7 protein-coding genes are annotated in these 12,632 nt (G+C 69.8%); 2 read left to right on the forward strand and 5 right to left on the reverse strand.

The window, feature by feature from the left end:
• Nucleotides 1–151 precede the first annotated feature (151 nt).
• Both WMF44_RS35850 and WMF44_RS35855 read left to right on the forward strand, forming a co-directional pair.
• Nucleotides 152–1,663 (forward strand): lamin tail domain-containing protein, encoded by a 1,512-nt coding sequence (locus WMF44_RS35850; RefSeq protein ID WP_437294538.1) that lies wholly within the window; start codon nt 152–154, stop codon nt 1,661–1,663.
• A gap of 235 nt (nt 1,664–1,898) precedes the next feature.
• A complete protein-coding gene (locus WMF44_RS35855) occupies nt 1,899–2,303 on the forward strand; it encodes a hypothetical protein (protein WP_437294539.1) in 405 nt (134 codons plus the stop codon).
• Nucleotides 2,304–2,315: 12 nt separating this feature from the next.
• On the opposite strand, the gene pssA is transcribed toward WMF44_RS35855, so the two are convergent.
• The 5 genes from pssA to WMF44_RS35880 all read right to left on the reverse strand — a co-directional run bounded on the left by pssA (nt 2,316) and on the right by WMF44_RS35880 (nt 12,199).
• Nucleotides 2,316–3,242, reverse strand: a complete 927-nt coding sequence (gene pssA, locus WMF44_RS35860) for a CDP-diacylglycerol--serine O-phosphatidyltransferase (protein ID WP_437294540.1) — start codon at nt 3,240–3,242, stop codon at nt 2,316–2,318.
• A gap of 94 nt (nt 3,243–3,336) precedes the next feature.
• A complete protein-coding gene (locus WMF44_RS35865) occupies nt 3,337–9,363 on the reverse strand; it encodes an AAA family ATPase (protein WP_437294541.1) in 6,027 nt (2,008 codons plus the stop codon).
• 182 nt (nt 9,364–9,545) lie between these two features.
• Nucleotides 9,546–10,184 (reverse strand): hypothetical protein, encoded by a 639-nt coding sequence (locus tag WMF44_RS35870; protein ID WP_437294542.1) that lies wholly within the window; start codon nt 10,182–10,184, stop codon nt 9,546–9,548.
• Nucleotides 10,185–10,190: 6 nt separating this feature from the next.
• Complete coding sequence (locus WMF44_RS35875) at nt 10,191–11,594, reverse strand: selenium-binding protein SBP56-related protein (protein ID WP_437294543.1); 1,404 nt, start codon at nt 11,592–11,594, stop codon at nt 10,191–10,193.
• 248 nt (nt 11,595–11,842) lie between these two features.
• A complete protein-coding gene (locus WMF44_RS35880; protein WP_012239378.1) occupies nt 11,843–12,199 on the reverse strand; it encodes an antibiotic biosynthesis monooxygenase family protein in 357 nt (118 codons plus the stop codon).
• Nucleotides 12,200–12,632 lie beyond the last annotated feature (433 nt).

Genomic DNA, 12,632 nt, shown 5'->3' on the forward strand with positions numbered 1-12,632 from the left:
AGGGAGGCGGGGAGTCGGGGAGAAAAGAAATTCATTGTCCTCCCCGTCTCCCCGCCTCCCTGTGAATTCTCTCGAAAAATTCGAGGGGATGCTTCAGGAGACGATCCCCAGAAAGGTCCGGTGCAGCGCTATGCGATCGACGTCTTCCCTCTTGAAGCGATCCTTATGGGTTCGGCTGCCTCTGCTCGCCTCGGCGCTCGCCATGGCCGCGTGCGCGGCCGATCCGCCGCTCGACGTGGACGAGGGCGCGGAGGCGGAGCTCCTCGGCGAGCACAGCGACGCGCTGTCGACGCGCGTCCGGCTCATGGCCGCCAACATCACGAGCGGCAACTACCAGAGCTACGATCCCGGGCACGGCAAGCGCATCCTGCAGGGAATCAAGCCAGATATCGCCCTGCTGCAAGAGTTCAACTACGGCAGCAACACCACCTCCGAGATCCGCGCCTTCGTCGACGCGACGTTCGGCGCCGGGTTCAGCTACTACCGCGAGAGCGGGGCGCAGATCCCGAACGGGATCGTGAGCCGGTGGCCGATCGTGGCGTCCGGCGAGTGGGACGACACGTCGGTGAGCAACAGGGACTTCGCGTGGGCGCGCATCGATATCCCCGGCCCTGGCCACGTGTTCGCGATCAGCGTCCACCTCCTGACGTCCAGCGCGGCGGCGCGCAACACGGAGGCGCAGAACCTCGTGTCGTTCATCGAGGCGAACGTGGCCCAGGGCGATTACCTGGTGATCGGCGGCGACTTCAACACGGGGAGCCGGACCGAGGCGTGCGTCTCGAGCCTCTCGGACGTCGTCGTCACGGCCGGGCCCTATCCCGCCGACCGGAACGGGAACGCGAACACCAACGCCGGCAGGACGAAGCCCTATGACTGGGTGCTCGTCGACGGCGACCTGGAGGCGTACGAGACGGCCGTCGTGATCGGCGGGAGCAGCTTCGCGAACGGCCTGGTGGCGGACACGCGCGTCTACTCGCCGCTCTCCGAGATCAGCCCCGCGCTCTCGCCGGACAGCGGCGCCTCGAACATGCAGCACATGGGCGTCGTGCGCGACTTCCTGGTCCCCGACGGCGGCGGCGGGGCCGGCGGCAGCGGCGGGGCCGGCGGCAGCGGCGGGGCCGGCGGCAGCGGCGGGACCGGCGGCAGCGGCGGGACCGGCGGCAGCGGCGGGGCCGGCGGCAGCGGCGGGGGCACGGGCACCGCCGTCGTGATCATCAACGAGGTCCTCGCGAACGAGGCGGGCAGCAACACGGCCGGCGAGCTCGTGGAGATCGTCAATGTCGGCACGGCAGCGGCGGCCCTCGCCGGCTGGACGCTCTCTGACGGCACGTCGACGCGGCACACCTTCCCGACAGGCGCGTCGCTCGCGCCCTCGACGGCCATCGTGGTGTATGGCGGCGCCTCCGCCGTGCCGAGCGGCAGCGGGGCCGTCGCGGCGTCCACGGGGTCGTTGAACCTCGGCAACAGCGGGGACACGGTCACGCTGCGAAACGCCTCGGGCGCGACCGTGGACAAGGTCACCTACGCGAGCGGGCTCGCGTCGCAGGACGGCGTCTCGATGAACCGCAGCCCCGACGCCTCCCCGGGAGCGCCCTTCGTCCTGCACAGCACCCTTGGCGCGAGCGCCTCTCCAAGCCGTCGCGCGGACGGCTCGGCGTTCTGAGGCGCCGCCCGGACACAACCCATCGAGGTCGAGGCCGAGCGCTGAAGTGCCAAGTGCGCCACCAGCACGAGCCTGCTCGCGGCCGCGCGAGGGCCACGCCAGAGGCCGGCACCCAGGGTTGACGGGAACCACCAGGGCTCTAGATGGTGGAGCGCGTCAAGGCCGGAGAGAGGCCTGACGTACAGCCGGTCGTCCGGGACAAGCATCGTTCTCTCAATGGCAGGAGGGGTGATCCATGAGCAGGCTACGCCGCGGTCTCGCTACCCTGGCCGTCGTGTCGCTCACGTCGGCGGCCGCCTATGCGCAGATGATGATCTATGCGTATTCCGGGCCGATCACCAGGGACGGAGGGGTCACCGGGACCACCCATCGAACGTTTACCTATGTGTCGATGGGCAAATGGGAAGCACGAACGAAAAATGTCTGGAATGATGGGCTACAGGACCCCGAACAGGTGGATTATTACCTCGAGTACGACAGAGGGCCCGGGAAGGTCTGCTTGAGCCACGAGCACCAGGCCCCGATCTGCCTCCTGGACGACGGGATCTACACCTATCGCGCGTGGCCGGGGGCCCCGAGCGCCGAGGTGAAGTGGTGGAAGCAGCAGGGGAACGGGTACTGGCAGTCGGGGAGGCCGTGATCGGCGAGCCGGCTACGGCCGCTCCTCGCCTCCCCCGGCGCGCGCCTCGAGCGCAGCCGGAGCGCCGCGCCGCAGCGCCGGGAGCCGCCAGAGCGACTCGACGACGCCGAGCAGGACATAGACGCCGAGCCCCCAGGCGAGGACGAGCGCGAGCCCCCAGCGGACGGAGAGGAGCGCGCTCGATCCGAGCGCGAGCGCGATGGCCAGCAGCGTGCGGGGGCCCGGCCGGAGATCCTTGAATGAGCGGAACCGGAGGGTCGACACCATCAGCATCGAGAGGAGCAGCGTCATCGCGAGGACCGCCGGCGCGACGCCGGCGCCGCCCAGTTGCCCGCCCGCGCCGTGGCGGGTCATGACGATCGCTATCAGGATCCCCGCGGCGCCCGTGACAGGGAGGCCCACGATGTACCTCGCGGGCGACGGCGGCCCGCCCGCCTCGCCCATGGAGAGGACGTTGAAGCGGGCGAGCCGGATCGCGCCGCACGCGGCGAACACGGACCCACCGAGCACGCCGGCGAGACCGAGGCGGTGGAGCGACCCCTGATACACGAGCAGCGCCGGGGCCACGCCGAAGGAGACGAGATCGGCCAGCGAGTCGAGCTGGACCCCGAACGCGCTCTCGGTCCGGGTCATCCGCGCGACGCGGCCGTCGAGCGTGTCGGCGAGCATCGCGACGAGGATGAGGAGCGCGGCGCGCTGGAGGTCGTCGTCGGACCGCGCGGAGGCCGAGCGCCGTATCGCGTCGAAGCCGCAGAAGACCGAGGACAACGTGATCAGGTTGGGGAGGAGGTACAGGGCCCGCCTTGGCGCGGGCCGCGGCCGCTCCAGCGACACCTCGCCGCGAGGGCGCTCGGGGCGCGCGCTCGCCGCCTGCCCCGGGCCCGCGGGACACAACGGCCCGACGCCGGTGTCCCACGCTGCTCGAGGATGTTCTGACATGGTGGCGATCCCGCGGGACAGGGGCGCCGCGGCGGAAGGCCGCTGCCCGATGAGCGCGCCCGGCCGGCCTCGTAATACACGAGGCAGCTCGCGTTCAAGCGTTTCCTGGGATGCGTTCCACGCCGTCGTCGTCAGCCCTGTGGCATGACGTTTCGTCCTGGTTGCCCACCGCCGGGGAACGCAAGGGGAGCTCCACGACGAATGTCGCTCCAGCGTTCGGTTTGCTCTCCACCCGGACGGTCCCGCCATGCGACGTCACGATCCAGCGCACCAGATACAGGCCGAGGCCGAGGCCGCCGAAATTCCGCACCGACACCGCGCGCTCGAAGTGATCGAAGATCCTGGCCTGATCCTCCTCGGCTATCCCGATCCCCTGATCTCGGACGGTGATCAACGCCGAGCCCCCCTGCCTGCGCACGCCCACGTGAATGGGCTGATGCATGCCGTACTTCATCGCGTTCGACAGGAGGTTCTGCAGGACCTGCTCCAGGCGGGCCCTGTCCCAGAACCCGACCACCGGCTCGTCCATGTCGAGCTCTGCCCGGCAGCCGGCCGCCGCGAGCTGCGGCGCCACCCGGTCGACGATATCGCAGGTCAGGCGGGTGAGCTCGATTGGCTCGCACGCCAGCGTCAGTCGTCCGGCGTTCAGCCTCGAGACGTCGAGCAGCTCGTTCACCAGGTTCCCGAGCCGCGCGCTCTGCCGATGGAGGACGTGGAGCATGGCCTCGATCCGCGCAGGGTTGAGGTGCGCGGACGGGTCGCGGCGCACGAGCCGCTCGATCCTCTGAATCTGAATTTGCAGCGACGTGAGCGGGGTCTTGAGCTCATGAGAGGCGATCGTGAGGAATTCGTCCCGCCGCCCGATCGCCTCCCGGGCCAGCGCGTACAGCCGGGCGTTGTCGAGCGCGAGGCCGGCACGGCGCCCCAGCTCCTCGGCCAGCGCCAGGTCGGCGGGCCCATAACGACGCTGCGGCGCGGTCGCGAGCAGGAACATGACCCCGAGGCATCGGTCGCGCGCGCTGAGCGGAACGCGAAGGTAGGCGTGGACGCCGATCTGCTGCATCAAGGGCAGGGCGCGGGCGTCCCCGATCTCGGCCTCGGTCGACATCGCCGCCGCGGGGGGCGTCAGCGCCTTGCGCAGCGCCTGGATCTCTCCCCCTTCGAGGCACACCCCCGAGGCGGCGGCGCCGGAGACCGCGTCGTCCTCGGAGAGGACGCTGACGAGGCACCGGTCGGAGAGCTCGGGCACCGCGAGATCGGCCACGCTGGCCAGCGTGGCGTCGTAGCCCAGCGCCATCAGCTTGCGGCTCGCCTCGGCCAGAAAGCGCTGGGCCCGCTCGGCCTGCTTGCGCTCGGTGATGTCGGTGGAGATGCCGCAGAGCGCGCGCGGCGCGGCGCCCCCGCCGAGAGGAAATTTGACCGACAGGAAGGTGCGCGGCCCATCGGAGAGCGGCAGCTCCTCCTCCCATTCCATGGGCGTTCCCGTCTCGAGCACCTTCAGGTCGTGGTCGCGAAGGGCCTCCGCGATCGGACCGGGGACGAACTCTGCGTCGGTCTTCCCGAGGAGCTGCTCTCTCGGCACGCGAAACAGGTCGCACACGCGCTGATTGGCGAGGAGGAAGCGGCCCTCGCGGTCCTTGAGGTAGATGGCCGCCGCCGAGTTGTCGACGATGCCCTGGAGGATCTCTTGATTGGCCTTGAGCTCCTCCTCCGCCCTCCGCCGCTCGGAGTTCTCCTCCTCGAGATCGGAGTAGAGCATGGCATTCTCCAGCGAGATCGCCGTCTGCGAGGCGAGCAGCTCGAGCACGTTGAGCCGCCCGGGGGTGAACGCCCCGGTGACGAGGCTGTTCTCCAGGTAGAGGACGCCGAGCAGCCGGGTCTGGCGCGCGATGGGGAGGCATAGCAACGACCTCGGCCTCCTGCGCGTGAAGTACTCGTCCTCCAGGAACGGGTGAGGGGCGGTGGCGTCGTCGAGCAGCACGCGCTCGCGGCTCCGGCGAACATAGTTGAGGATCGATCGCGGGAGCGCCGCCGTCGACGCCTCGCCCAGATCGAGCGATCGCGCCGTCCCCCCGCTCGCCTCGATGGCGGCCGCCGTCGAAAGGCGCTCGCCGCGGACGAGGAGCACATGCCCGTCATCGGCGCCTGCGTGCTCGACCACGACGCGCAGCAATGTCTCGAGCAGGCGCGGCAGCTTCAGCTCCCCGGAGATGCTCTGGGAGGCCTTGACCACCGAAAGGACGTCGAACTGCTCGGCTCGCAGCGCGAAGGTGACGGTGGGGGCGATGGGCTTGCGCTCCACGAGGTGGGGGTAGCGCTGGTCGAGCTGCTCCACCTTGGCATGGGCGCCCCAGCGGAAGTAGCCGGCGCGGGCCATCTGCAGGTAGGCGTCGGCGGCGATGGGGAGGCCGCGCGCGCGGGAGAACCCCGCGGCGAGCTCGCACGCGATGGCCTCGTGCTGGACGAAGCCGTGCTCCCGCGCCGACGAGATGGCTTGCTCGTAGAGCCGGCTCGCCTCGACGTCGTGCCCCAGGAGCCGGGCGATCTCGCCGCGCACCAGGGCGTGCTTGTGGAGGAAGTTCGCGGGGCAGTTGTCCGCCCACACGCCGAGCTGCCTCTCGCCCGCCAGAAGGCCGTCCGGGAGCTCCCGAGGCGGCGACGGCGACTCATCGCAGCAGGCGGCGAGCGCGAGCGTGCGATAGAAGACGAACTCGACGAGCAATGGGCCCCCCCCGAACCGCCAGGCTTGCCCGGCGCTCGCGGCGGTCGTCGCCGCGACCGCTTCCCTCGGGTAGCCGAGCACGAACAACGCCTGTGCTTTCAATATGTAGTAGAAGCAATGAGCCCCCTCCAGATCCTTCGGATCCAGCCGCGCCTCGAAGCCCGCCTGATCCAGCGCCGATCCATCCAGCATCGAGAGGCGGACCGGCCTCCCTCGCAGTGTCTGGATCAGGCAATGAATACCGAGGAGGATATCATGAGAGAACGCGTGACGGGCTCTGCGCACGAAGCCAAGTCGATCCTCGACCTCATGAAGGACGTCCCCCAGAGGCTCACCGCAGGCGAGCGGGAACACCGGAGAGAACTGGCAATTGCTGCATGCCAGATGCAGATCACCGGACTCGATCGCGGCATTGAAGCCAACACGCGAATAGGAGGAAGCCTCTCGGTAGTGCCGCCGCCAGAAGCTGAGGTGATTTCCGAAGATGGTAAACACAAAGGATTTCGTGAGGAGGCTGCTCCCGTCCGTCAAGCCGCAGGCGAGCTCGCCGAAGCGGAAGGCATCCTCGTATCTCCAGTACCTCCGGCCGATCTCCACTGCGAAGCTGCTGTACGCGTGGGCGGAGCTCTCGGCGTTGCCGTGGCGCAGGCTGAGCTCGATGCTTTGCACAGCGACGAGATACATCAGGTTCGCGTCCACGAAATAGGCGGCGAGGGCCACGCCTCGCAGGACCCCCATCGCGACGTTGATCTCCGGGTCTGTCATCGGGGGCAGGCGGATCAGATCTTCGATCGCCCGGTCCCCCAGCATCTGCCACACGCGCTCGGTCTCTTCTTCGACCTGGGCGTCGGTGGGATGGACCGGTAAATCGATGCCGAGGGCGCGGAGGCACCGGAGCCCGAGCTCGAGCGCGCGGGCGCTCTGCCTGCGGGTCACATGGAAGCCGACCGCGAGCTCGACGACCGCGGCCTTCTCGAGCTCGGTCCGCGCTCGAGACATCAGCTCTTCGAAGAGCGGCTCAGCCTCTTCGAAGCTGCCGGTGACGTACGCGGCGTACGCGCGCTCGAAGGTCAGATTGTAGGTCAGCTCGTACTGCGTCTCCCAGCGGTCCGCCGCGAGCAGCGCCATGCCCGCGGAGAAGAGGGCAGCCGCGCCGTGGAACGCCGCCGCGGCCTTGGCCTTCCTGCCGGCGCGGAGGTTCAACGCGGCGAGCTCTTCCCTCTCCGCCCGGGAACGGACGAGCGCCGCGCCGCGGTTGAGGTGACCGACGACGTCGAAGATCATGTCGTCACGCGCTTCCGCGCGCTGTCGCTCCAAGAGCAGCCGGCCGATCCCCAGGTGCACCTCGGCGAGCCGTTCCGCCGGAATCAACGCGTGGGCGGCTTGCTGCACCCGATCGTGGAGGAACCTGTAGGTCCCGCCGTGACCGACGATCAACCCCTCCTGGATGGCCTCCTCGAGCGCCTCGCGGAGCTCTGCCGCCGGCCGCTTCGCGACCACCGCGAGGGTGTCGAGATCCAGGCGGCTGCCGAGGCACGCGGCGAGCTTGAGCGCGTCGAGCGCCGGGGGCGAGAGCCGCTTCAGCTTCCCCGTCATCAGCTCGACGACGTTATCGGTGAAGCCCTTGCCGCGGATCGCGGCGATGTCCCACCGCAACGCGCCGGCCTCCGCGTCGAGGACGATGAGCCCCTCTCGATGCAGCGCGATCAAGAACTGCAGCACGAAGAACGGATTGCCGCCGGTCTTCTCGTAGACCAGCCGCGCGAGGGGCTCGGCCTGCTCCGCGCTGGCGTGCACCGCCTCGGCCACGAGCGCCCCGACGTCAGCGGCCGAGAGCGGCGCGAGGACGATGTCGGCGACGGCGGCGCCGCCCTTCTTCGCCCCGGCCAGCATGCGCGGAAGCGGGTGCGCGGGGCCGACCTCGTTGTCGCGATAGGCGCCGAGCAGGAGCAGGTGCGCGGTCTCGGTGTACGTCACGAGCCGCTCGACGAGCTCCAGGCTCGCCGCGTCGGCCCATTGCAGATCGTCGAGGAAGAGCACCACGGGGTGCTCCTTCTGGGCCGTCGCCGCGACCAAGCGCTGGACCGTCGCGAGCAGCCGGCCCTGCGCCTCGGTGGCCGGAAGCTCGGGCATGGGCTCTTGCGGGCCCACGAGCTGCTCGATCTCGGGCAGCACGTCGGCGAGCAGCCGGCCGTTCGGGCCGAGGGCCTCCCGCAGACGCTGCCGGAAGCGCGCGACCTGGTCGTCGCTCGCGGAGAGGATCTCCTGCAAAAGGCAGCGGAACGCCTGGAGGAAGGGGCGGTAGGGGATATCCCTGTTGTATTGATCGCACTTGCCGGAGAGGAAAAACCCCCGCTCTCGCACCACCGGGCTGTGCAGCTCGGCGACGAGCGACGTCTTGCCGATGCCCGAGTACCCCGACACGAGCACGAGCTCCGTCCGGCCCTGCGCCACCACCCGCTCGAAGGCGGCGCGCAGCGCCTCGACCTCGCGCTCGCGTCCATAGAGCCGCTGCGGGACCTGGAAGCGGTCGGAGAGGTCACGCCGCCCGAGCGCAAAGGCTTCTATGGTGCCGGTGGCCCGCCACGCCGCGAAGCACGCCTCCAGGTCGCGCCGCAGGCCGAGCGCGCTCTGGTAACGCTCCTCGGCGGCCTTGGCCAGCAGCTTGAGCACGACGGCGGACAGCGGCGGGGGAACGGAGGGCACGATCGCGTGGGGCGAGAGGGGCGTTCGGGCGATATGGCAATGCACCCATTCCAGGGGATCGCGCGCCTCGAAGGGCAGGCGGCCCGTGAGCATCTGGTAGAATGTGACCCCGAGGGAGTACAGGTCGGTCCGCTGGTCAATCCAGCGGTTCATCCGGCCCGTTTGCTCCGGCGCCATATAGGCCAGCGTCCCCTCGATGAGACCGGCGTGGGTGAGGTTCTGGGACTCGCGAGGCGCCCGGGAGGCGATGCCAAGGTCGGTGATCTTGACCTCGCCGGTGTCCGGGTTGTAGACCAGGTTGTGAGGCTTGATGTCCTTGTGGATGAGGTGATGTCGATGCAGCTCGGCGAGCGCCGCGGCGATGCGGAGGGCGAGGGGGAAGAAGCGCTCGAGCGGCATCGGCTCATGGAGGGGGAGATCGAGCGGGCGGCCCCCGAAGTCCTCCAGGATCAGCGCAGACTGGCCGTTGAACGCGTCGATCGCGTAAGGCTTGACGACGGCCGGAGCGTCGATCGCACCGGCGATCTCGTACTCGTGGAGCAGCCGACCGAGAGCGCGGGGGTCGGCGTGGTCGCGTCGCAAGACCTTGAGCACCACCGGCCGGTCGTCTTCTTCCCGACGCGCTCGAAAGACGAGGGTATCTGCCCCTTCGTGGAGAAGCTCGAGCTTGACATAATGTGAATCCCTGGCCATGCGAGAGCCTCTGACGACGATCGGACTGGGTCAGCGCGATGGGCGCCCAATCTATAGAGTTGTCGGGCACGGTTGCACATCGCGCAGAGGTGCGCAGGCGGGCCGCCGTCGACTGTCGGGGTGTCGAGGTGGGTGCGGGCGAGCTCGGGAGTTAGGCTGTCGCCCGGTCGCCCGTCACGACGTCAGAGCAGCGCCGCGATGACGCCGGCCCCGATGAGCGCGACGGCCCAGGCCCGATCGAGGTTGAACCAGGCGGTGCGAAGGATGGCGACGCCGAGCTTGTGATAGACGACGAGCGCGACAGCGGCCGCCGCCGCCATCATGGCGGCCGTGTGGACGAGGACCGCGGCGAGGTAGCCCAGCGGGCTCGCGAGCGACAGGCCAGCCGCGTTGTGGCACCCGCCGCCGTGGCACGGAGCGGGGCTGCCTTCGCCGAGCAGGAAGACCGGGAGCAGCATGAGCCCCGCGCCGTGCGCGGTGGCCATCAGGAAGGACCACCAGGTCAGGTCGAGGAAGCCGACGCGCATCCCGACCCACCTCGGGTGGCGCGGCCTCACCAGCTTGAGCACGCCGAACGCGACGAGCGCGGCCGCCGTGAGCCACCGCAGCGCCGCGGCGGGGACGCTCGCGAGCCCGACCCCGAGCAGCGCGACCGTGAGGCCGATCGACGCCGCGTGGCCGAGCGCGATCGGGACGAGCGCCCGCCGCACCGCGCCGCTGCTCTTCTCCTGCAGGCCCAGGGCGACAGCGAACAGCCAGCCCATACCCGGGCTGATGCCGTGATAGGCGCCGAGCAGCGCCAGCGTGAGCCAGGGCGTCATGGCCGGCTAGGGGTAGCAGAACGAGTCGGACGACGCGTCGCCCCCCTCGAGCCGCACCTGGTGCGGGCGCAGCGCGCCGAAATCGACGAAGAACTCGGGATCGACCGCGAGGCCCCCGCCCGCCGCCACATCGACCTTGGCCATCCAGCCGCCCACGCCCTCGGGATAGAACTGCTCGTCCCACGACGCATACAGCGAGTTGGTGAAGTAGACGCGCCGGCCGTCGCGGCTCACCTCGGCCATCTGCGGCGCGCCCCGCAGCGGCCCGGAGCGGGGGTGCGCCGCCCGTCGCGTGAGGCCGCCGAGGTGCACCGAGCCGGCCAGCTTCGGGTGGAACGGGTCGGAGACATCGTACTGGCGGAGCTCACCCGTGCCCCAGCACGACACGTAGAGGAACCGGTCGTCGAGGGAGAGGTTGATGTCGGTGATCAGCGGCGGCACCGCCTTGAAGCCCTTGAGCAGCGGCGGCAAGAGGTCGGGATCCGCGGGCTCGGCCGGCACCTCGATCACCTTGCGGATCGCCCATCGGTCGCCGTCGCGATGCCAGAGCCAGATCGAGGCGGAGAGGTCCTTGACGCTCACGACGACGCCGACGAAGCCATAGGCCTTGGTCGGGTCGTGGGCGGGGCGGAGCTCCAGCGCCATCTGGTGCTCATCGCCGAGATCCAGCGCCTGGAGGTGCTTGCGCTTCCGCAGGTCCCACACATGAACGCGGTGACCGTACTTCTTGCCGAGCAGGAGCTCCGGATTCACGCCGTCCTCGATCATCTTCGGCGTCCCCCACTCGCTCGTGAGGAGGGTGTCGTGGCCGAGGTGCCACCAGAAGTCGTAGTGGAGGAACTGCGGCCCGCGATCGATCTCCCATCGGCCGAGCACATCGAAGCTCTCGCAGTCGAGCACGAAGATGCCCCCGGGCCCGTCGCCGTCCGGGCCGCCGAGCGCGCTCACGTAGATGCCGTCGGGGCCGCAGTGCAGCGTGTGCGGGCGAGAGTAACCGGCCCGCTTCGCGATCTCCTCGGCGCGCACCGTGTGGACGAGCTCGGGGCGGCGCGGGTCCGGCTTGACGTCGAAGACGAAGATGTTCGACGAGCGGAGCGCCGGGAGCAGGAGAAAGCGGCGCTCGACGTGGGGGTGCGGCGCGTAGGGGCACAGGGCGGCGCTGCACGCGTTCCAGCCGGAATGGTGCAGCTCGTCGCCGTAGGTCGGCAGCTCGTTGACCGAGACCAGGGTGCCGTAGGCCGGCGACCGCGGATCGAGATCGACGACCGTGAGCGCGTCATGGCGCAGTTCGCCCGGGCGCTTCAGCGCGGCGCCCGCGTCGAGCGCGGTCACGTAGGCCAGCCGCTCGGGCGGCGCCTCCATCGCCAGGCGCGGCGACGGGTAAAAGGTGGGATCCGGACGAAACCGCATGCGCTGCGTCTCCTTGGTTCTGGGCGTTCGCGTGTCGTTCCAGGCGCCGCCGGCGAGGACGGCGCGCGCTGCCCGCGGCGCGAGGCCGTGAAGGGCGGCAGGCGACCTGGCCGATGCGCCTCCTCCCCGGGCGGCTCCGCGCGTCGGGCCGGGTTCAATCAGACCGTCGACGTGGATCCGTTATAACAGAGGCCCCGGACCGGGTCTACCGTCCCGGCAGGCGGCGCGCTCGATCGCCGGCGCGCTCCCTACCCCTTCAGATCGGTGCTGAGGAACACCTCGTGGATATCGAGCTTGCTCGGGCCCGCGAACATCTCCTTCGGCGCGCGGTTCCGGTGCGCCTCCGCGAACGCGGGGCTCCTCGTCCAGGCGATGAAATCGTCCATGGACCGCCACCAGGTCTTCACCTCGTAGAACCCCTGCGCGTCCGGGTCCGGGCTCCACGCGCCGGTCGCGTGGTCCAGCTTCATCGGCTTCGGCCTGTGGACCTCGTTCCGGATGAAGCCGGGCGCCTGATCGACCAGGTGGACCCTGTTCTTGAAGCGATCCTCGAAATCGGCCTCGTGGCCCTCGGCGACGGGAATGCGGTTGGTGACGACGATCATCGCTCCTCTCCTTCTTGCTTCTTGCTCGTGCGGGAGGCCCGCGCTGCGGGCGGCGGCAAGCTTAGCAGCGCCCGTGCCCGGCCGGGGCCGCGCGGCGCTGGCGCCGCCCGCGCGCTCCCGCGCTGGCGCCGCTCGCGCGCCGGCAGAATGCCTGGGAATCCCCCGGAGCTCAACGCAATGCCGCTGGCGACACGCAAGCGATCAGGAGCATCGCTACGGATTCACCCGAACCGCTCCGACGTCAGCGGATCTCGCGCACTCGAACGGTACAGACTGGCCCGGTAGACAGACGGGAAAGCCCCTATGGGCTCGCCAGACTCGAGCATTCCCCAGCGGAGCACGGAAAATCGCACGGAGCGGCCCCTTGTTGAATACCTCACAAACCGTGTTGCGTGATCGTGAGTCGCATGATACTCGGATGGCGTCCGGGGCA

The sequence above is a fragment of the Sorangium sp. So ce426 genome (genome assembly GCF_051475585.1).
In the GTDB taxonomy this organism is placed as follows: Bacteria; Myxococcota_A; Polyangia; order Polyangiales; family Polyangiaceae; genus Sorangium; species Sorangium cellulosum_B.

What these genes read in the sequence shown, in the direction of transcription:
- WMF44_RS35875 (WP_437294543.1), bottom strand. Translation starts at nt 11,594, where the DNA reads ATGCGGTTTCGTCCGGATCCCACCTTTTACCCGTCGCCGCGCCTGGCG.
- WMF44_RS35855 (WP_437294539.1), top strand. Translation starts at nt 1,899, where the DNA reads ATGAGCAGGCTACGCCGCGGTCTCGCTACCCTGGCCGTCGTGTCGCTC.
- WMF44_RS35870 (WP_437294542.1), bottom strand. Translation starts at nt 10,184, where the DNA reads ATGACGCCCTGGCTCACGCTGGCGCTGCTCGGCGCCTATCACGGCATC.
- pssA (WP_437294540.1), bottom strand. Translation starts at nt 3,242, where the DNA reads ATGTCAGAACATCCTCGAGCAGCGTGGGACACCGGCGTCGGGCCGTTG.
- WMF44_RS35880 (WP_012239378.1), bottom strand. Translation starts at nt 12,199, where the DNA reads ATGATCGTCGTCACCAACCGCATTCCCGTCGCCGAGGGCCACGAGGCC.
- WMF44_RS35865 (WP_437294541.1), bottom strand. Translation starts at nt 9,363, where the DNA reads ATGGCCAGGGATTCACATTATGTCAAGCTCGAGCTTCTCCACGAAGGG.